Below are 20588 nucleotides of genomic sequence, written 5' to 3'. Positions count from 1 at the left end.
TTATCTCAGGGGATTTCACACGTGAAATGCCCTGAGATAATCCTGTTGCAGTCAGCCGAAATTGCCTGGGCTACTTCGTGCTTTCGATGGTAAATATCGACTGGATTTCCGCGTCGGTGAGGGCGCGGTTGTAGATGCGGATGTCGTCGAGCTGGCCTTTGAAATACGACGGGCCGTAGTAGGCGAAGTAGTCGGCGGCTTGGCCTGCTTTGGGAGCCCGGTTGTACACGTCTTTCGGCAGCTGCTGGCCGATGCACAGGTTTACGAGTTCGGGCACGGCCTTCATGGCGCCTTTGGTGTCGGTCCAGGTTTTTACCAGCGCGCCGTTCACGTAAAACTTGGTGGTGCCATCAACGTACGACGTGGCCACGTGCGTCCAGGTATTGAGCGCCACCACGCCCGTTTCGGCGTCTTTGTCGAAGATGCCCACAGTGGTAGTCGCCGTAAAGAAGGGCTTGTTGGCGCTTTGCAGCTGGAATTTGTAGCCGTTCCAGCGATTCAACGACACGATGTAGTTGTTTTCGTTGGTGTCGATGCGCTTGCACCACGCGCTGACAGTGATTGCCTGCGGGTTGAGGGCCACTTTATAAGGCACCTCGATGTAGGCGCCGTTGTTGAACTCATACGCCTGGTTGGCCTGCCCAAATCGGTCGGCCACCAACACCGGCAGCGTGTTGCCGTCGACGGGCGCCTTGTCGGTGCCGACGGTGCCCGATTTCAGCGTGCCGTTGTTGGCATTGGTGGTGGCGTCGTTGGCATTGCCGTTAAACTTCCACTGGGCCACCAAGTTAGCCGCCGAAACTTCCTGAATCAGGCTGCTCTGGAACGTCACCACGGCCCGGCGCAAGTTGGCCACGGCCGTATTGACGCTGGCTTGCGTGGCCTTGGTATCGTCTTTGGTGGCCGTGGCCAGATCCAGCGCGGTTTTGAGGGTGGCTTTCGAGCCGGCGGCGTAGGTGCCCGGTTTTGTGCCTTCTACGGCGGCGTTGTAACCCAATGTTACTGAGTCGATTAGCGCTGTGAGCTTGGTTTTGTCGGCGTTGACGGTTGGAGTGTTGTTGTCCGATTTGGAGCAGGAAGAAACGACCGCCATAGCGCCAAACATCAGCCAAGACAGGATGAGCAGGTAAAGCTTTTGCCTTTTCATAGGTAGTGGATTGGAAAAAAAGGTGGGAATTGAAAAGAAAGAATGCGTGTGCGGCTATAAGCCCAACTTTTTGTTGGTATCCCGCTCGCTCTGCGGAATGGGGAAAAACTTGTTTTTGGCGTAGTTGAAGTTGGGCCGGTCGCTCAGGGCCTGGCGGGCGTAGGCCTCGCCGTAGCGGATGACATCGAAAAACCGCTGAAACTCCAGCGCCAGCTCGGAGCGCCGCTCCCTCCGGATAAGGTCGCGCAACTGGCTTTGGTCGGTGGTCGTGATGTCGGGCAGCAGGCCCGTTGGCACCTTGCCCGCATTCGGCAGCGTGGTATCGAAGAGATAGCTTTCGCGGGCCCGTTTGCGCACTTGGTTCAGGGCCGCGAGCGCCGCCGCGCTGTTACCGGCTTCGTTGAAGCCTTCGGCCTGAATCAGAAGCACTTCGGCGTACCGGATGGCTTCGTAGTTGAGGTTGCCGTCGCCTTTGATGGTAGCCGGAATTTCGGTGAGCGGCTGCAAATGCTTTTTCGAGACGTAACCGGTTGTCGTCCAGGTAGTGTCAAACGGAACGCCGAAAAACGACTGCCCCGCCCGCCCCAGCGTGTAGTCGAGCCGCGGATCGACCACCCCGGCAGCAGTGCGCTCGAAGTTGTCGACGAGCTTTTGCGTCGGGAAGAAAAAGCCGTAGCCGTTTTGCGGGCGCGGGGCAAACCACTGGTTGAGGTTATTGCCCTGGTTGGGGCTGAGGCCGCTGGTGTGCTGCACCGAAAAAATTGCCTCCTTGTTGTTCTTGGTGGCCGCCCGAAAATTATCGGCAAATACCGGTAACAAACTGTAGCCCAAGGCTCCTACGGCCTGCGCAGTTTGGGCTGCCAACGCCCATTTTTTCTCATACAAATACGTTTTGGCCAGCAAAGCCAGCGCCGCGCCCTTCGTGGCCCGGCCGGCGTCCGAAGCGGGCCACGTGGTGGGCAGCGCGTCGGCGGCGGCTTGGCAGTCGGCCTCGATCTGGGCGTAAATCTGGGCTTGCGGCACCGCCGGGCTTTGTAACTCTTCGGGCGTTTCGACTTTCACGCGCAGCGGAATATCGCCGTAGAGCGACGTGAGCTGCAAGTAGTAGTACGCGCGCAAAAACTTAGCTTGTCCCACGGCCTGCTTCTTCACGTCGGCGCTCACACTGGCATTGGCGTCGGGCAGCCCGTCGATGACCACGTTGCACTTGAAAATGCCGTCGTAGTCGCGTTTCCATTGGGCTTCCACGGCCGCGTTGATGGGGGCGATGTTGAAGTTGTCGATGTTTTCAAAATCGGCCTGGTCGCCGGGGTTGCTGCCTTTCACGGCGTCGTCGGAGGCCACATCGCCCAGCACCCAAATGGCGTTGGAAGCCGCATCGCGAAACGAAAGCGGCACGTACGCGCTGTTGACGGCCAGCAGGGCGTTCGTGTCGGAGGTAAAGAACTGCCCGGCTTCGTACTGCCCCAGCACCGGCTGATCCAGAAAATCCTTGCAGCCGACCGCCGTCAGCATCAACGCTCCCAATAGGCTGATGGCAAAAGGTTTTGTTTTCATAACCGTTTGATTATCAAGTATTTAGAAGCTGGCATTGATGCCCACTGTAAAGGTGCGCGCCGAAGGATATGTCCCGAAGTCGATGCCCGTGGCCCGCACACCGTCGCCGAGGGAGTTGCTGTTGGTGCCCTGTTCGGGGTCGAGGCCGGTGTATTTGGTGAACGTCAGCAGGTTCTGCACGCTGGCGTACAGGCGCACCGACGACACGCGCACCGGCGCCAAGATTTTGTCGCCGAAGGTGTAGCCCAGTTGCAGGTTTTTGAGCCGCAGGTACGAGCCGTCTTCGAGAAAGCGGTCGGAGGGCATCTTGTTGTTGGAAGCACCAGTCCACGACAGGCGCGGAAACTCGTTGGTGCTGCCTTCGGCCGTCCAGTAATGCGTGGCCACGCGCTCCGTGATATTGAAAGCACGGTAAAAGCCTTCGATGTCGGTATTGACCTGGTTGTAGAGCTTGTTGCCATAAATGCCTTGGAAAAAGGCACTCAGGTCGATGTTTTTGTAGCGCACGTTGCCCGTGAGGCCGTACGTAAACTTCGGAATCGGGCTGCCCACAAACGTGCGGTCGTAGCCGTCAATCACACCGTCCGGCACGCCATCAGGCCCGCTGATGTCCTTGTATTTCACGTCGCCGGGCTTCACGCCCGGCCCTTGGTAGGCGTGGGTGAAAACCTCCTGGGCGTTCTGGAAAATGCCTTCTTTCTGCAACAGGTAAAAGGCCCCAATCGGATGCCCCACGGCCGTGAGAGTCGCGTAATAGTTGTTGTCGATGCGCCCGCCCACGATGGGTGGGGCCGTGCCCAGCGAAATAACCTCGTTGTGCAGCGTGGCGAAGTTGCCGGTCAGGTTGTAGCTCCAATCCTTGCCGATAGCGCTGCGGTAGAGCAGCTCCAGTTCCAGGCCGTTGTTGCGGATTTTGCCGGCGTTTACGGCGGGGTTGCCGCCGTTGCCGGCGCTGCTGGGCTGCGGCAAAAACAGCAGTACATCCGACGTATTCTTGATGAAATAATCGGCTGTGAACTGCAAGGCGCCTTTCAGCAGACCCAGGTCCACGCCCACGTTGGTTTGGGTGCTGGTTTCCCAGCGCACGTTGGGGTTGCCCTTGGTCACGATGCTCAGGCCCTGGGTCGAAACGCCGCCAAACGGATAGTAAAAGCCGCCGCCTACCAGCGAGGCGTAGGGGTAGTTGCCAATGGCTGAGTTGCCCAATTGCCCGATGCTGGCCCGCAGCTTGAGCAGCGACACCGCGCTGATATCCTGCATAAACTGCTCCTGCGCTAAATTCCAGCCTACCGAGCCCGAATAGAAGTTCTGGGCCCGCAGGCCGGGCGAAAGCTGCGAGGAGCCGTCGCGCCGGAAGTTGAAGCTAGCCAGGTACTTGCTGTCGTAGTCGTAGGCCACACGGCCAAAGCCCGACAGCAGCGACGAATGCGCCTCGCCACCGCCGTTTTGCTGAATGCCCGTGCCGCTGTCGAGGTACTGAAACGTCGGCGACTGATCGACGTAGCCCCGGCGCGACGCCGAAATAGCTCTTACGTTGTTTTTGATGGCTTCCGACCCAACTAAGAAATTGAAGGTGCTTTTGCCCAACGGCAGGTCATATACGGCCGTGTTGGTCCAGTTGTAGTTGAACTCGTTGGTGTTCGACTGCGCCAGTTGCGGCGGCGAGTTGAAGGAGCGATCGATGCCAAACGTCTTGAAAAACTGCTTGTAATCAGTGATTTGGAACGTGATGCCATAATCCGACCGGATGTGCAGGTGCTCCACGGGGCTGACCTCCACGTAGGCATTGCCCAGCGCCGAATAGCGGTAAAAGTTGCGGTTGGCGGCGTCGGCCAGGGCCACGGGGTTGATGCCATCGCCGAAAAAGGCCGAAGCGACTTTGCCGTCCGCCATCGGCAAGTCCACAAACTGCCCCTGCTCGTTGTAAACCGGCGTGGCCGGCGTGCGAAACAAGGCGTAGCGCACAATGCTGGCGCCGGGGTTGCCGTCGCCGAAGCCGTCGCCAGAGGTGCCTACCTGCCGGGTTTTGGAATACGACAAGTTGAGGTTGGTGCCCACCTTCACGTATTTCGACAAGGTGCTGTTCAGGGCCGTACGCAGGTTGTAGCGATCGTACGATGAGTTCTTAATCAGGCCATCCTGCTTCAAATAGCTGCCCGACACGATGTATTGGGAGTTTTCGCCCCCGCCGCTCACGTCCATTTGCACGTTGTGCTGCTGGGCTGGCTTGAGCACCTCCTTCAGCCAGTTTACGTTGGGCAGCGTGGCGGCCAGCGTGGCCGGAATCTGGTCGCGGCCGTCGTTCTGGGCCGCGATGTTGTAGGCCGCCACGTACTGGCTGGTGTTGGCCATTTTGATGAGATTGGATGCCGTTTGCACCCCGGTGTATGCGCTCACGCTCAGTCGGGGCTTACCCGTTTTGCCGTGTTTGGTGGTCACAATCACCACCCCGTTCGAAGCCCGCGCCCCGTAGATAGCGGCCGAAGAGGCGTCTTTCAGGATGTTGATGCTCTCAATATCATTAGGCGAAATCTGGTTGATGCCGTCCTTAGTCGGCACACCATCAATGATATACAGCGGGTTGTTGTCGTTGATGGTGCCCACCCCACGAATCCGGACGGCGATGTTTTCGCCGGGCGCGCCGGTCGCCTGCGTGATGGCTACCCCGGCGGCTTTGCCCTGCATAATCTGGGAAACGCCGGTCACCGGAATGCTTGCAATATCGCCTTGGCTAATCTGCGCCACCGAGCCCGTCAAATCCGACTTTTTCTGGGTCTGATAACCAATCACTACCACGCCTTCCAGCGCTTTCACGTCGGTTTGGAGCGCCACGTTGAGCTGCGTTCGGCCTTGCAGGCTAACTTCTTGCGTCACAAACCCAATCGCCGAAATCACCAGCGTGGCGTTGGCGTCGGGCAGGTTCAGGGTGAAGTTGCCGCCGGTATCGGTGGTGGTGCCGTTGGTGGTGCCTTTTACCAGCACCGTGACGCCTGGCAGCCCTTCGCCGTTGGCCTGCGTCACGCGCCCCGACACGGTTACGTCGGCGGGAGGCGGGCTCGGCTGGGGCTTCGGCAGCAGCGCCGGTGCCGCGGCGCCCGTTGTTTCGGCGCGGCTAATAACTACTTGATCCTGAAGCACTTCAAAAACCAAGTCTAGCGGGGTGAGCAGCCGGTTGAGCACTTCGTCGAGGCGCTGCTCGCGCACTTGTAGCGTTACTTTTTGCCGCGTGTCGATCAGCTGCGAGCTGTATACAAATTTAACCTCGGCCTGTTGGCCGATGAGCCGCAACGCGGTTTTGAGTTCCTGGTTGTCGATTTTCAGGCTGATGCGCCGCGTCAGTACATCGTGGGTGGGCCCGGCTGGGGCAGCGGCCGCCCCACGCACGCCGGTCATAACCAGTAGTGCAGTGAGCCAGAGCAACCGCGTGAGTCGCGCTTGCTGCGCCCGGGTGGGTAATATTTTCAGCATACTGTTGGGGAGTTTTAGTTGAATAAAACAGGCGTGGCCGGTTGCCCGGTGCGCCGAACCCAGGCCGGTGGAGGAGCGAGCTTCACCGGCCATTTTTGCGGCAGAAAACGATTGCAGGTTAGGTCATAATAGAGAAGAAAATGGGCGGTTTATTGGCAGCCGCGGCCCGTTACAACTATTTGTGCATCAAGCACTTCGTAGTTGGCGCGCACGGCTTTACAGATCAGGTTGAGTTTGGCAAACAGCGGCTCGTCGGTGAGCGAGGCCGTGAGCGGACAGTTGCCCAGCACCGCTTCGTCGTAGACGATGTGCACGCCGTAGGCTTTTTCCAACTGGGCAAATACCTGACGCAGAGGTGCTTCGGTATATTCGAAGGCGGCCGGGCCGGCGCTGGCCTGTAGGGTTGGCTGCGGCACCAGCGTGCGCAACAGCTTTTGGTCGGTGAGGCGATAGGTGGCCTGCTGGTTGGGCAGCAGCACAAAGCCCTCTAGCTTGCGGGTGCGGCGCTGGGTCTGGGCCTCCGTGCCGCCCTGCGGATACACCGATACGCGGCCTGTTTTCACGGTTACCATCACGCGGGGGGCGTCGGGCGGGGCCTGCACTTCGAAGCTGGTGCCCAAGACTTTGGTTACGAGGTGAGACGTATTGACGAAGAAGGGACAGCTCGGATTTTTGGCCACTTCAAAAAAAGCCGTGCCGTTGAGGTACACGTTGCGGTTAGGCCCCGTAAACTGCGCCGGAAACGCCAAGCGGCTGTGCGGACGCAGCAACACCGAGCTGCCGTCGGGCAACACCACGAGGCGAGTTGACTGGGCGGTATTCACGATTTCCTTTAGCAAATCAGTGGCTTGGGCCTGCACCAGCAGCTCTTGGTACGCCGGATCGGGGGCTGTCCGAAGCGTTTGCCAAAATTGCCAGCCGCCTACCAGCAGCAACAGCACCGCCGCGGCCGCCGCCCAGTACCAACGAACTTGTCGGGGCTGACTGGCAGCCGGCGCCGGGGCTTCCTGGGCGTCCAGGTGCTCGAAAATGCGTTGTTTGAGCAATCCTTTTTCGCTGACCGTGAGCCGCGGCTGCGCTACCTGATGCAAGGCCAGCACCAGATGGCGGGCCAGCTCCACCTCGTCGCGCCGAAACGGAAACGTGGCCAGCCAGTCCTGCCACACCGTTTCAGTGTCGGCATCAGGCCTCAGAACCCACCGGACAAAGAAGTCATCTTGGGCAAAATCCTCGGCGGAAAAGTGAAGGTAGTCGTGCATGGGAAGAGGCTGCTCTTTATTCAGAGTCCGCGGCCTGCTTTTACTACCACGCCCGCGCCGAATTTTTTTGGGCTCCGGCACCTTTCCCTTTATCTATTCACACGTTCTGCTAAGATCGTGTTGCATAAACATTTGACAATCAGATAGTTATAAAATAAGAATATTTGATATTTTTCACCGATTTACATTCGGTGCAAAGCCAGCAACAGCAAGCCTGCCAGGCAGGGCACAAATGCTTTGCGCAGCTTTTGGAGGGCGCGATACAGCTGATTGGCAACGGTTTGCTCGCTGAGTTGGAGCAGGTTCGCGATTTCCCGGATCTTGAAATCGCTGAAATACTTCAGGTTGATGATTTCCTTTTCGCGGCTGGAAAGCTGATCCATCGACAAGCGCAGCCTGACGGAGAGGCGCAGCTCGTCTTCGGCGCGTACGAGGCGCTGCTCCGCCGATTGCTCGTTGTCGTCGGGCGACGGCCAGGCCAGGTGCGGCCGGGGCACCGAAGCGGTTTTGAGCAACTCCCGCCGCAGGCAGCGATACAAGTAAAACTTCACGGCTACTACTTCGCCTAAGCTTTCCCGCCACGACCACAGGTGCACAAACACCGTCTGAATGGCATCTTTCACCGCTTCAGCGTCGTCGATGAGGTGATGGCCGTAGGCAAAAAGCGGCTGCGCGTAGCGATCAAACAGCTCTCCTAGCGCCTCCCGCTGGCCTGCCCGGAAGGCTTGCCACAGCGCCAAATCGTCGTTATACCGTTGTTCGCTGTAGGAAGGGGTGGGGACGTACATGCGGGGGAGAGGCAAAGTACACTTCCCGGATAGCCCGGTCTATAAAGCTACCAGAACGGCCCGAATAGTCTAGACTTTTCGGTAAAAAGTATGCCGGCCAATCGCTTACAGGAGGGCGCGCGATATTCCGGCTAGCGCTTATGTGAGCAGTAATAGCGAAGCCGCGCCTAAACTTTAAGGATAGGTGCTGCTAAAAATACGCCTACTTCCGATTCTGGATAGCGCCAACTTAATAGGTAATCCCATCCCAAATAAAACTACTTTAATGGGGCTTGGCTACTATTACTATTATGCTTTTCCACTAATAGAACTGAAAACCAATTCTTGTTATTAAGAAAAGTTACTTTATAAAGCCTGTTGTTTAACAATCTTGTCTCAACCCATTGAGGGCAATCTAAATAAAAATCTACGTCTACATTGCGCAATCCTTTATGATTTGGTGGACATTTGCAGAGGTAATTATGTGTGTCAAGAACAAGGAAACGATCGTGATGTTTCAAAAAATCGTCCGATTTTACAACGTTTTTAAATATATTAGGGAAATTACGTTTCCACGCTTCCATGTGTTTGTACTCTTGCGGGCCAAAGCTCCCACTGTATTTGTCTGTAGCAGACTTCCAATCCAGTATATAGAAAAACTTATTTCTCTCTGAAGAGTAGTATATCCGCTCGAGGAAAGAGTGGGAGTAAGTTACTACTCTAGGCAGATTGGAATATTTTTGTAATATATCTGAGGTCATATCGCTTGATCCAGGAATTCTCTCCTGCTCGTATTTTATAGCTTCGGATATAGGGTATGCAATGATGATTGTTATAAGTGAAAATATCAAAATATATGCAAATATACGTAAAATTGTATTTCTAAATTTTAAATTTTTGTTTTCAGGAATATTCGATGACAATACAGAGGACATTTTTGCAGAAATAAACGTCACTATAATGGTCCAGCCTAAAGCGCTCGGAATCAGGTAGCGATCTAGAAAAATAGGCTTAATAGTTAAAGAAATGATCCATATGAAAAAAGGTATTATAAAGAAAACTATCCCCAAAACCAGACTCGGTATCTCGGTTTTTGAAATTCTGAATTTAGCGGAACGTCTATATATGTGTAGGCAGAATAGATATGCCATTACAAAGAGAAAAACTAATAAAATAGGTCTTCTGATAAAACTCGGTGCAGTAAGATTATATACATCAGCTAAATCCAAAAAATTTGGTTCAAATATGTATGTACGAGGTTTACCTGCATCGGCTTGAATTAAGAAGGTGGGAATATAGAGGATTAAAGAAGACCAACTTAAAATAATAGATAGATATAATTTAGGTCTGAATAATTTAAAGATTCGGTCTGATATTAATAATGAAAAGAGGATCGCGCCGCTGTAAAAGCCTCCAAAAAGGTGGGTATGTATGATGGCGGCATGAATAACGCTGTTTAAAATAAGCAGTAAGGTGGAAGGGCTTTGATCTTTATAGAAATTGGTATATAAAAGAAAGGCTAAGGCATTAAGGATTAAGAACAAGCCGTACATTCGAGCTTCTGCATTTTGGGTAAGGATTATTTGTGAAGTACAAAATATCAAAAATACACCGATTGATGTTGGGCAGAAGCCGTATATCTTGCGCAAGCTTATCCAAGTTACAAGCAAAGCAGCGCAAATACCTAAAGAGGAAAATAAGCGCAAAGAAATCTCTGATGAACCAAATAGTTTATCCCAATTCCATCCTAGAAAAAAATATAAAATAGGCGTATTATTGAGCTTGTCATGAAATGCAGCGAGCATTTTAGCAAAAGATGGCTCTGATGTCATGTAATAAGAAAATAATTCGTCATTCCAATAATGCTTCTTGGTAGATATAATGATGCAGCTTATTAGCAAAGAGAATATTGCTAAAGCAGGTAGCGTATATTCCCAACTGATATTTTTTAATAGACCTGTAGCGATTTTGACTTTAGTTCTCTTTTCTGCAAGAGTGCTTAAATCGTGGGCTTCACTTTTCATATTAGTTATGAACCGGGTGATGAATACAGAAAGGGATGGTCGGAATGCTTGAATATCAAGAGTATATGTTTTCTGGTGCAGACTACCTTGCCACTCAGGAAAGCAGGCGGGCTTGGTGCGCAGCATTGATCAGCGCGGGCGCGTTTTTGAGTGTGGCCAGCACCACTTCCTTGGCGGCTTGTTTTAGTTCGTCTTTGCTGATGTCGCGGCTTTCTTCGCGCACCAAGTCGGCCAGCGTTTGGAAGGCGTGAGTTAGCGCCTCGCGTTTTGGCCGTTCGGAGTGCAGTTCCGTGTACACCAGCGCCAAGTGTGCCTGAATCTTCTTGCGGCGGGTACGAAACACCGATTCGTGGGCCACGTGCGGCTGAATGGCGTCGAGCAGCTTGACCAACGGCAGCAGCTTGCTGGCCGTCGCGACGGCGGCCCCGCTCAGCCGCTCGCGGCGGCTGTGGTGGCCAACGGACTCCGGGAGAATGTGATTTTCGGGCTCAGCAGCCAAGTTGTTGGCTTCCGTAGGAGAGACGTTGTCGCTGGGAAAATCCTGGAAACTGGCGGGCATGCAGGGTAGCTTGAAAATGTCGTACGCCAACCAAGGTAGGAGCAAAGGGTCTGGACTACCAAACCCACGCGGCTACCCCGCCAAATCAAGGCATTTCCACCATCGCCTTGATGACACCCGTTTTGGGATCCAGCCAGCTGGCAAACTCGGCCTGTACCTGCCCGAACGGAACCCGGTGGGTGATGTACGTAGTGGGGTCGACGTGCCCGGCTTGCATGGACGCAATGACGTGCTCGAAATCGGCACGGGTGGCGTTGCGGCTGCTCAGGAGCGTGGCCTCGCGCTTGTGAAACTCGGGGTGCGAAAAGCTGATCTCGCCTTTCTGCAAGCCCACCAGCACGTAGCGTCCGCCGTGCGCCAGGTACTGAAACGCACTCTCGATAGCCTTTTGGCTGCCCGTCGCGTCGATCACGACGGTCGGCATATCGCCGCCGGTGATGCCGTGCAACTGCTCCATTAGATTGGCCGCTTGCGCCTCTACGGTGTATTCTACGCCTAATTTTTCGCGGCAAAAAGCGAGTCGCTGCGCATTGAGATCGAGGGCAATGACGCGGCCCCCGGCGATGCGCGCAAATTCCATCACGCCCAGCCCGATGGGACCGGCACCCACCACCAGCACAAACTCGCCGGGCCGCACTGCCGCCCGGCTCACGCCGTGCGCGCCAATCGCCAGCGGCTCGATGAGCGCCAACTCGTCGTAGCTCAGGCCCTGGCCGTGCACCAAAGCAGTGGCTGGCACGGCCAACAACTCGGTCAGGCCGCCGTCAATGTGCACGCCGCACACCTTGATGTGGGTGCAGCAGTTGGGCAAACCCGCACGGCACGCAATGCAGGTACCGCAGCCGAAATACGGAATAAACGTGACGGCCTCGCCCCGTTCGAAGCCGGGTGCGCCTCCCGTGTCAACTAACTCGCCGGCCAGTTCATGCCCCAGCACCCGCGGGTAGTTGAAAAACGGCTGTTTGCCCTCGTACGCGTGCAAATCGGTGCCGCAGATGCCGACCCGGCGAATCCGCACCAGCGCGTATCCTGCGGGTACGGCTGGGGCAGGGCGCTGCTCGTAGGCAAAATGACCAGGCTCGATGCAAACTAACGTATTCATAATGAAGTAGATAGCGTTAAGCGTTGGCCAATGCCCGATCGAGGTGTACATAGCCGCCATCGACGTAGATGATCTGGCCGGTGGTGTGGCTGCTGCGGCCGGAAAGCAGGAAGGCCGTGGTGTTGGCAATTTCCTCGGCCGTAGTCATGCGATTTCCCAACGGGATTCGGCTGGTGATTTCGCGCAGCTTGGCTTCAGGATTGGGCAGGGTCTGAAGCCAAGTTTGATAGGCGGGCGTCCAGCATTCGGCCACCGCCACGGCGTTCACCCGGATGCCGTATTTGAGCAACTCCACGGCCCACTCGCGCGTGAGAGCGTTGCGCCCGCCGTTGGCCGCCGCATAGGCGGAAGTATTGCCTTGCCCGGTTTCGGCCGTTTTGGACGTGATGTTGACGATCGCCCCCTTCGATTTCTTCAGCTCGGGCAGCGCGTGGTGAGCCATCAGGTAGTAATGTACCACGTTGCGATGCAGGCTAAGCATAAATTTCTGATAATCACCGTTTTCCAGGCCAACGCCGTCGTTCACGCCTGCGTTGTTTACCAGCCCGTCAAGGCGGCCAAATTGGGCCACCACGTCGCGCACGGCTTTGGCGCATTCGTCGGGCTCGGTCAGCTCGGCTACTACCTGTCCGGCCCGGCCGCCGGCGGCCTCAAGGGCAGCTACGGTGGCGCGGTTGTCGGCCTCGCTGCGCCCCACGATAACCGGGATGGCCTTTTCGCCCGCCAGCACGTGCGCAATGCCTTCGCCAATGCCTTGCGCCCCGCCCGTAACGAGAATGACCTTGTCCTGAAGCTGTAAATCCATGGTGGGATGGGTTATAAACGGTAGAAAGCGGCCGCGTTGCCGCCCCAGAATTGCGCCTGTTCCTCATCTGAAAAAGCAGCCAGATAATCGGCTGCGAGCGCCTGCACTTGGTCGTAGCCACCGGCCACGTTGCATACCGGCCAGTCGGAGCCAAACAGCAGCCGCCGGGCACCGAACGCCTCGAAAGCCGCGTCCAGGTACGGCCGAAAATCGGCCGGTTGCCAGCGGTGCCAGTCGGCCTCCGTGACCAGGCCGGAGATTTTGCATTGCACGTTTTCGTGCGCCGCCAAGGATTTCAGATCACGCCGCCAGGGCTCAGTTTCGCCGGCTTTGATGTGTGGTTTGGCCAAGTGATCGAGCACAAACGGCTGCGCCGGAAAGACCTGCGCCAGTTCGGCCGCGTAGCCTAGTTGGTCGGGCAAAATTAAGAGGTCGTAGGTGAAGCCGTGCCGAGCCAGCGCCGCGATGCCGCGCCGAAATTCCGGCCGCAGCATCAGCGCCCGATCGGCTTCGCTTTGCAGTACGTGTCGGAAGCCCTTTAGCGGTGTAAACTGTTTGTAATGAGCTAGTTGCGTTTCAATGGTGTCAGCCTGCAAATCAACCCAGCCCACAACGCCCTTGATAAAATCGTGGGCGTCAGCCAGCTCTAGCAGCCAAGCCGTTTCCTGCTCCGACTGGCTAGCCTGCACCGCAACGCACCCGTCGAAGCCATGCTGCTGCAAAATCGGTTGCAGCTCGGTGGGCAGAAAATCGCGTCGGATGGGCGCCATGTCGGCCGTTATCCAGGTGTCGCGGGCGGCGTCAAACTGCCAGAAATGCTGGTGAGCGTCAATTTTTAGCATACGCTTTCAGCACTTGGCGCGAGGTGCCGAGGCCGTCGATGCCCAATTCCACCACGTCGCCGGGCTTGAGGTACACGGGCGGCTTCATGCCCAGCCCAACGCCCGCCGGGGTGCCGGTCGAGATGATGTCGCCGGGCAGCAAGGTCATAAACTGGCTGAGGTAGCTGATCAGAAACGGGATTTTGAAAATAAGATTGGCCGTGGTGCCGTCCTGTACCATCTGCCCGTTCACCGACAGCCACAGCCGCAGGTTATTCACGTCGCCGATCTCATCGGGTGTGGCCATAAACGGGCCCACCGGCGCGAAGGTGTCGCAGCCTTTGCCCTTGTCCCAGGTGCCGCTGCGCTCCAGCTGAAACTCGCGCTCCGATACATCATTGTGCAGTACATACCCTGCGATATATTGCTCAGCTTCAGTTTCTTCTACGTACGATGCTCGCTTTCCAATGACCACAGCCAGCTCCACTTCCCAATCGGTTTTGGTGGAGTTTTTCGGGATGATGATGTCGTCGTTGGGCCCGACGTACGAGGTGGTGGCTTTCATAAACAGCACCGGCTCGGGTGGGGGCGTGGCGCCGGTTTCGCGGGCGTGGTCGGCGTAGTTTAGGCCAATGCACAGCAGCTTCGACGGACGCGCCACGGGCGGGCCAAGGCGCTCGCCGGCCGCAATCGGTAGGAGCTGATTTTCATGGGCTTGCACAAATTCCGCCAAGCGCCGCAGGCCATCGGTGGCAAAGAATTCTTCGTGGTAGTCCTGCCCGAAAGCGGAGACGTCGTAGGGCTGGTCGTGGAGAATTATGCCGGGCTTCTCGTGGCCGGGCTGGCCGTAGCGGATGAGTTTCATGTGCGGAAAGGGCTTTGGGGAGGGTATTACTTATTTTTATAAGTATTTGATAGTCAACTATTTAACTTTATAAATCCGCCATCAATCGGGTAGTCGCAGCCGGTGACGAAACTGGCTTCGTCGGAGCAGAGGTAAAGCGCTAAGGCAGCAATTTCGTCGGGCTGGCCCATGCGGCCAATAGGCTGACTGCGTGAGAGTTTGGCGAAGATTTCGTCTTCGTGACCGGCGTAGTTTTGGGCAATAAACCCGTCGACGAAGGGCGTGTGCACGCGGGCCGGCGAGATGCTGTTGCAGCGAATGCCAGCGGCTAGGTAGTCGCGGGCCACCGAGAGCGTCATGGCAAAAATGGCCCCTTTGCTCGTGGAATACGCAAATCGGTCGGTGAGGCCAACTTGCGCGGCAATGGACGCCATGTTTACGATGACGCCACCGCCTTGCGCTTTCATCTGCGGCACGGCGGCAAACAGGCAGTTGTAAGCGCCCTTCACATTTACCTGAAACACGCGCTCAAAGTCGGTTTCGGTGGTGTTTTCCACGTTGCCGATGTGCGCGATGCCGGCGTTGTTGACCAAAATATCGACGCGGCCGATCTGCTGAAAAACGGCTACCACCTGCGCCTGCTGGCTAACGTCGGCAGCATGCACGTGGGCTTGGCCGCCGGCGTGGCGTATTTCTTCGGCCGTGTGCTGCCCGGCTTCCAGGTTGAGTTCGAGGATGTGCACTTCGGCGCCCTGCCGCGCAAAAAGCACCGAAATGGCTTTGCCGATGCCGCTTCCGCCACCCGTCACGACGGCCTGTTTCCCTGTTAAATCAAACATAGGCTATTGGGCTGCAACCAGCTGTATCTTCCTGAGGCTGAAATTTTTGATGGCAACATTGATGCCCCAAGAAAGCACAAACCGCGCACAAAACAGCACAGTATTTCGGTCAGCTTCCACGACGCTTTTCGGGGCGAAAGCTGACCATGGGTTGTTGAAAAGCAACTCGGCAGTAAATTCAAGCCCTGCTTTTTAAAATTATATTTTTTGTTACATTTATCATATCGAGGTGCACTCATGTCTTGCGCAGCCCTTCCTGCTTCTATGAAAATGACAAAAACGCTTGGCGTGCTTACAGCAGGTGGCGCCCTGCTGTACGTTATTGGGTTGGGCCTGCTGACGGCCAGCAATTCGATTCAGGCCCAGACGCCCCCGGCGCAAGCCACCCTCAGCGCGGCGGCGGCGGATACGATAGTGCTCATTCCCAAGAAGAACTGGGAGGACATGGTGACACTTTATTCGTCGGCAACGGGCGAAACCCCGACCTATGAACCGGCCGGCTCGACGCTCGAAAAAGCTACCACCGCCCGCTGGCACAACGCCCAAGTGGCTTTTGTGCAGGATGGGCCAGGGGTGCCGGATGGGCAACCGGAATTTTTCATCCGCTTCTCAACCCAAGACGACACCAATTTCAAGAAGTACCTAAAAAACCTGCTGAAAACGCCCCACGACAACGGCCATGAGCTGAAGCGGGATTTTCAGTATACCAATAGCCAAGGCAAGTTGCGAACAGTGAAAGTGCGGGGCATCTACCTGCACCACGTCATCCCGAGTGGGCAGGCCGTGGAATTCGACACGACGGTGGGCGTGATCCACAATCCCAATTTCTAGCGTAGCGAAATCCCTGCTCCGGCGGTTTGGCCAGCTTTACAGCAAGCCCAAGGCTTTGAGCACGCGATCGCGGTTGGAGAGGTCACCGACCAGCCGACGGACCAGGCCGGGGCGTTTCTTGAGCAGCATCGGCACGCCAAGAACTTCGTCCTCGCTGGCGCGTTCGGGGTGCTGATGCAGGTCCACGACGGCCAGCTGGTGGCGGCCCGACAAATACTGCGCACAAATAGCCCGAAGGTTGTCGAGGGCCCGCATAGATGTCGGCGACGAGCCGGCAATGTACAGTTGCAGGTCGTACTCAGGTACAAACGACAGATCCTCTTCGAGGGGCGTGGCAGCTTCGGCCATAGGCAAAAATAGGATTGAGGGAAGTTATACGCGCCTGCGCAACGACCGGCTAGCCTCAGGCGGATTTTTCTGTACATACAACCCATTGCCGGGTTGCACGACAAGGCTTTGCCTATGGTAGCCACAACAAAAGCCCAACGCCACTCGCTACCTGAGAATGCATCATCAGGTACCAAGTGGCGTTGGGCAGAAAGCGCAAGGAGCGGTCTTCGCGGTGTAGAAACGCAACACTTCGAGTCTCTACACTCCATCTCCAGACTTGGAAACGGCGCTAGTTGTTTTCCGCGCTACTTCACCTCGGCGGCCAGGTTAGCGTAACTTAGCTCGCGCACGGCAAAATTACCTTCTGACCTAAGTGTCATTTTATCAAGTATTTGCGTGGGAAAGAAAAGCTCGCTCATAACCGTCAGGCCCTGATCGGCGAAAAGCTCTACTGAGCTGGCGTCGAAAAGCAGCGTTAGGTTTGTTTGAGGCGTGGTAGCCAGCCGCGGGGCCGTGTGCCGTCCGGCAAACTTGCTGCTGAAACCCGATTGACCCGCCTTGGTGCGGTCGATGTAGTACTGATTGGCTTTTTTGTCGTAGCCGATTACCAACTCTTCGCCCTTGCTGTTGGAAAGCACCAGCGAATACGTTGCCAGTTGGGCCGCGCTGAGCTTGAGCTGAAACTTGTCGCCCGCGTTTTTGACTTTGGCCGAGAGGTCGTACTGCTTCGGCACCGTAATGTTCTTGAGTGTGGTGCCCGGCTGGGCGATTTTGGCCAGTTCTTTCACCGGCTGCGAGGTCAAGTACATCTGCGAGCCTACCTGTTGCAGCGCCAACTCACGCGGGGCCGTGGTGGCGTTGCGCCAAGGCGAGGTGGGCACTTGGTTGGCGTATTCCCAGTTGCTCATCCAGCCCAGGAAAAGACGGCGGTTGCCGGTGTTCGACCACGTCACGCCGGCGTAGTCGTCGGGGCCGTAATCGGCCCATTTCGTGTCGGTTGAGGCAGGCGTGAAGGTTTTGCCATCGAAGTTGCCCACAAAATACTGCGTGCCGGAGCCGCCGTTGGGGCCGCCGGGGTTCAGGTTCACAATCAGCACCCAATGAGTTTTGCCGTTCAGCGTCAGCGGGAACAGGTCCGGGCATTCCCAGACGCCGCCGTGGGCACCGAGTTTTTGCCCGAATTCGCTTTCCTTGCTCCAGTCCTTCAGGTTAGGCGACGAGTAGAACGTGATGCGGTCTTTGGTGGCCAGCGTCATCACCCACTTTTTGCCCGCCTCGTACCATATTACTTTGGGGTCGCGAAAGTCCTGAATACCAGGGTTTTTCAATACGGGATTCTTGTCGTACTTCGTCCAGGTTTTGCCGGCATCAAGGCTGTAAGCCAGGCTCTGGTTTTGGTGCTTGTTAGTGCCTTTTTTCTCCTCCTTGGGGTTGTGGTGGGTAAAAATGGCCACCAGCGGCACTTGCCCGTTTTTGCCGAAGCCCGAGGTGTTGTTGGCATCGACCACGGCGCTGCCGGAGAAGATATAGCCCAGACTATCAGGGTAAAGCGCAATAGGCTGCTCTTTCCAGGTTACCATATCGGGGCTGGTGGCGTGGCCCCAATGCATCGGGCCCCACACCATGGCTTCGGGGTAATATTGGAAAAACAGGTGGTAGGTGCCTTGGTAATACACCATGCCGTTGGGGTCGTTCATCCAGTGCGCAGCGGGGCTAAAATGATAAGCCGGCCGGTATTGCGGAGTAGGAGCAGGTGTGGTTGCGGGCGTAGTTTGGGCAGTACCCAGCCGAGCCAGGCCGAGAAAGGGCAGGGCCAGGAGAAGCGCTTTTTTCATATGGAAAGGAATTTGTAGCGGGAGAGATAAGGAGCTATACAGTATGAGCTGCCATGAATTCGGCAATTTGGCTTTCAGTAATTAAAGGAGTGGCTCCTTGATAAGTAGCTACTAATGAGCCAGTTGCACAAGCGCGGCGCAGACATTCTTCTGGGTCTTTGCCGGCTTGCCAGCAGGTGAGCAGGGCGGCCAGAAAAGCATCGCCACTGCCGATGGTGTCCTGCACTTGCACCGAGATGCCTTCGCTGCGGTAGAGCTTGCCGCCCTTCCACATAATGGCGCCGTCGGCGCCTTTGGTCACGCACACGCCTTGCAGCCCGAAGCGCTCGGCCAGCCACGCCAGGGCCGTTTCTTCGTCGGCGTCTTTGCCAAACCAGCCCATAATCTCGGCCAGTTCGTGGTGGTTCATCTTCACCAGATCGGCGTGTTCCAGCAGGTAGCTCACCACTTCGCGGGTGTAGTGGGGCGGGCGCATGTTCACGTCGAACACCTTGAAACGGGCATTTTGCAGCAGCCGGTACAGGGTTTCGCGGGTGGCCGGTGTGCGGGCCGCTAGGCTGCCGAACACAAACATGTCGGCGTCGGCAACCAAGTCGCGCAGGCGGTCTTCGTACTGAATGTAGTCCCAGGCAACGGGCTGCACAATCTTGTAAACCACTTCGTTACGGTCGCCCACGTTGGCCTTCACCACGCCGGTCAGGTGAGTGTGGCCGCGCTGCACGTAGGTGGTCGATACGCCGCGCTCTTCCAGAAAAGCAAGTAGCTCGGTGCCCAAATCGTCGTCGCCGACGCGGCTGATGAGCTCCACCGGCTGGCCGAGCTGGTGCAGGTGCACGGCCACGTTGAAGGGCGCTCCACCCGGCTGCTTGCCCGAGGGTAGCACGTCCCAGAGCGTTTCACCGAAACAGACAATAGTGTTGTTAGGCATCGGATATAAGGCTTAAAAGAACGTCATGCCGAGCGCAGCCGAAGCATGACGTTCTGGTTGATTTTTAGTGTATCACCAAAGTCTTTTCGAGTTGCTCCAGGCTGGTGCCTTTGGTTTCGGGCATGAAGCGCCACACAAACAGCAGTTGCAACACCATCATGCCGCAGAAAAACGCGAACGTATGCCCACCGCCCAGGTGCTCAGCAAAATACGGGAATGTGAAGGCGATGAGCGCCGCCATCACCCAGTGCGTCGAGCTGCCCAGCGCCTGGCCTTTGGCCCGCACGGTGTTCGGAAAAATCTCGGAGATGAACACCCAGATAACTGCGCCCTGCGAAAAAGCGAAAAAAGCGATGTACACAAACAGCAGCACCGGCACCAGCACGCCGCCAAACTGCTCGGTGTAGAAGGCGCGCGCCACCAAACCCAGCGTCACGATCAGGCCCACCGAGCCGATGAGCATGAGCTTGCGGCGCCCAAAGCGATCGATGAAATTCATGGCCAGCAGTGTAAACGCGAAGTTTACCAACCCAATGCCCGCCGACGACAACAGCGCCGAGCCTTTGCCCAACCCCGTCATTTCGAAGATGCGCGGGGCGTAGTAGATGATGGCGTTGATGCCCGATACTTGGTTGAAAAAAGCAAACAGCATCGCCAGCATCACCGGCTCGCGGTAGGCTCGCGCAAACAGCGAAACGCTCAGGGATTCGTCGGCGGCGTTGGTCGTCAGGATGGAGGTTACGTCTTGCTCGGCGGTTTCGGGGTCGATCAGGCGCAGGACTTGGCGGCCTTCCTCGACGCGCCCTTGCCCCAGCAGCCAGCGCGGGCTTTCGGGCACGCGGAACAGCAACAGCAGAAACGCAGTAGCCGGCACCGCCTGAATGCCCAACATCCAGCGCCAATCTTGGTCGCCGATGCCGGCCAGCAGGTAGTTGGAGAGGTAAGCGGTCAGGATGCCGAACACGATGTTAAACTGAAACAAGGCCACCATCCGTCCGCGCGATTTGGGCGGCGAAATCTCGGAGATGTAGAGCGGTGCCGTCACCGATGACGCCCCTACGCCCAGCCCGCCCAGAAAACGGAACATCATGAACGGCACCCACAGCGGGGTGAGCGCCGCGCCCAGCGCCGACACAAAGTAGAGCACGGCAATCCAGATCAGCGTCTTGCGGCGGCCGAGCTTGTCGGAAGGAATGCCGCCGAAAATGGCGCCGAACACCGTGCCGATCAGGGCGATGGCGATGGTGAAGCCGTGCTCAAACGCGTTGAGGTGCCACACCTGCTGAATGGCCTTTTCGGCACCGGAAATCACGGCCGTGTCGAACCCGAACAGGAAGCCGCCCAGCGCGACGACGATAGACCAGAAAAAGACGTTGCGATTTTTCATCAGAATAAGAAAGTAGGAATGAGGCCCGCGTTTTTGGACTGCTCTCCGGAGCCGGAACCGCATTACCTAGCTCCGATTTCGAGAA

Annotated in this window: 17 protein-coding genes; 1 reads left to right on the top strand and 16 read right to left on the bottom strand. The window is 56.6% G+C overall.

Annotation, left to right across the window (positions count from 1 at the left end; genetic code table 11):
- Positions 1 to 70: 70 nt before the first annotated feature.
- The 12 genes from FHG12_RS02100 to FHG12_RS02045 all read right to left on the bottom strand — a co-directional run bounded on the left by FHG12_RS02100 (position 71) and on the right by FHG12_RS02045 (position 15192).
- Positions 71 to 1147, bottom strand: a complete 1077-nt coding sequence (locus tag FHG12_RS02100; RefSeq protein ID WP_139514042.1) for a LamG domain-containing protein — start codon at positions 1145 to 1147, stop codon at positions 71 to 73.
- Positions 1148 to 1201: 54 nt separating this feature from the next.
- The gene (locus FHG12_RS02095; protein WP_139514041.1) at positions 1202 to 2704 is read right to left on the bottom strand and encodes a RagB/SusD family nutrient uptake outer membrane protein; all 1503 of its coding nucleotides are present in this window, start codon (positions 2702 to 2704) and stop codon (positions 1202 to 1204) included.
- A 21-nt stretch (positions 2705 to 2725) separates the two neighbouring features.
- Positions 2726 to 6172 carry a TonB-dependent receptor gene (locus tag FHG12_RS02090; RefSeq protein ID WP_165699277.1) on the bottom strand — a complete coding sequence of 1149 codons (3447 nt, stop codon included), beginning with the start codon at positions 6170 to 6172 and terminating at the stop codon, positions 2726 to 2728.
- A 149-nt stretch (positions 6173 to 6321) separates the two neighbouring features.
- Positions 6322 to 7431 carry a FecR family protein gene (locus FHG12_RS02085; RefSeq protein ID WP_139514039.1) on the bottom strand — a complete coding sequence of 370 codons (1110 nt, stop codon included), beginning with the start codon at positions 7429 to 7431 and terminating at the stop codon, positions 6322 to 6324.
- 182 nt (positions 7432 to 7613) lie between these two features.
- Positions 7614 to 8219, bottom strand: coding sequence for an RNA polymerase sigma factor (locus tag FHG12_RS02080; RefSeq protein WP_139514038.1), 606 nt, complete (start codon positions 8217 to 8219; stop codon positions 7614 to 7616).
- Positions 8220 to 8476: 257 nt separating this feature from the next.
- A complete protein-coding gene (locus tag FHG12_RS02075) occupies positions 8477 to 10222 on the bottom strand; it encodes a glycosyltransferase family protein (RefSeq protein WP_165699276.1) in 1746 nt (581 codons plus the stop codon).
- A gap of 94 nt (positions 10223 to 10316) precedes the next feature.
- Positions 10317 to 10781 carry a hypothetical protein gene (locus FHG12_RS02070; protein ID WP_139514036.1) on the bottom strand — a complete coding sequence of 155 codons (465 nt, stop codon included), beginning with the start codon at positions 10779 to 10781 and terminating at the stop codon, positions 10317 to 10319.
- Between the two features lie 85 nt (positions 10782 to 10866).
- Positions 10867 to 11883, bottom strand: coding sequence for a zinc-binding alcohol dehydrogenase family protein (locus tag FHG12_RS02065; protein ID WP_139514035.1), 1017 nt, complete (start codon positions 11881 to 11883; stop codon positions 10867 to 10869).
- Between the two features lie 16 nt (positions 11884 to 11899).
- The gene (locus FHG12_RS02060) at positions 11900 to 12688 is read right to left on the bottom strand and encodes an SDR family oxidoreductase (RefSeq protein WP_139514034.1); all 789 of its coding nucleotides are present in this window, start codon (positions 12686 to 12688) and stop codon (positions 11900 to 11902) included.
- An 11-nt stretch (positions 12689 to 12699) separates the two neighbouring features.
- Entirely contained in the window at positions 12700 to 13530 is an 831-nt protein-coding gene (locus tag FHG12_RS02055) for an amidohydrolase family protein (protein WP_139514033.1), read from the bottom strand.
- Positions 13517 to 14374, bottom strand: a complete 858-nt coding sequence (locus tag FHG12_RS02050; protein WP_139514032.1) for a fumarylacetoacetate hydrolase family protein — start codon at positions 14372 to 14374, stop codon at positions 13517 to 13519. Before FHG12_RS02050 ends, FHG12_RS02055 begins: the two co-directional genes overlap by 14 nt.
- A gap of 53 nt (positions 14375 to 14427) precedes the next feature.
- On the bottom strand, positions 14428 to 15192 hold the full coding sequence (locus FHG12_RS02045; protein WP_139514031.1) for an SDR family NAD(P)-dependent oxidoreductase: 765 nt from the start codon (positions 15190 to 15192) through the stop codon (positions 14428 to 14430).
- A gap of 270 nt (positions 15193 to 15462) precedes the next feature.
- Here FHG12_RS02045 and FHG12_RS02040 point away from each other — a divergent pair, with 270 nt between their 5' ends.
- On the top strand, positions 15463 to 16023 hold the full coding sequence (locus FHG12_RS02040; RefSeq protein ID WP_139514030.1) for a hypothetical protein: 561 nt from the start codon (positions 15463 to 15465) through the stop codon (positions 16021 to 16023).
- Positions 16024 to 16059: 36 nt separating this feature from the next.
- On the opposite strand, the gene FHG12_RS02035 is transcribed toward FHG12_RS02040, so the two are convergent.
- The 4 genes from FHG12_RS02035 to FHG12_RS02020 all read right to left on the bottom strand — a co-directional run bounded on the left by FHG12_RS02035 (position 16060) and on the right by FHG12_RS02020 (position 20503).
- The gene (locus tag FHG12_RS02035) at positions 16060 to 16371 is read right to left on the bottom strand and encodes a circadian clock KaiB family protein (protein ID WP_139514029.1); all 312 of its coding nucleotides are present in this window, start codon (positions 16369 to 16371) and stop codon (positions 16060 to 16062) included.
- A gap of 287 nt (positions 16372 to 16658) precedes the next feature.
- Entirely contained in the window at positions 16659 to 18188 is a 1530-nt protein-coding gene (locus FHG12_RS02030; protein WP_139514028.1) for a glycoside hydrolase family 32 protein, read from the bottom strand.
- Between the two features lie 34 nt (positions 18189 to 18222).
- The gene (locus FHG12_RS02025; protein WP_139514027.1) at positions 18223 to 19116 is read right to left on the bottom strand and encodes a carbohydrate kinase family protein; all 894 of its coding nucleotides are present in this window, start codon (positions 19114 to 19116) and stop codon (positions 18223 to 18225) included.
- Between the two features lie 64 nt (positions 19117 to 19180).
- The gene (locus FHG12_RS02020) at positions 19181 to 20503 is read right to left on the bottom strand and encodes a sugar porter family MFS transporter (protein WP_174805785.1); all 1323 of its coding nucleotides are present in this window, start codon (positions 20501 to 20503) and stop codon (positions 19181 to 19183) included.
- Positions 20504 to 20588 lie beyond the last annotated feature (85 nt).

The sequence above is a fragment of the Hymenobacter jejuensis genome, from assembly GCF_006337165.1.
Classification (GTDB): domain Bacteria; phylum Bacteroidota; class Bacteroidia; order Cytophagales; family Hymenobacteraceae; genus Hymenobacter; species Hymenobacter jejuensis.
Note: the sequence above shows the minus strand (reverse complement) of the source record. Positions and strands in the feature narration are given on the sequence as shown.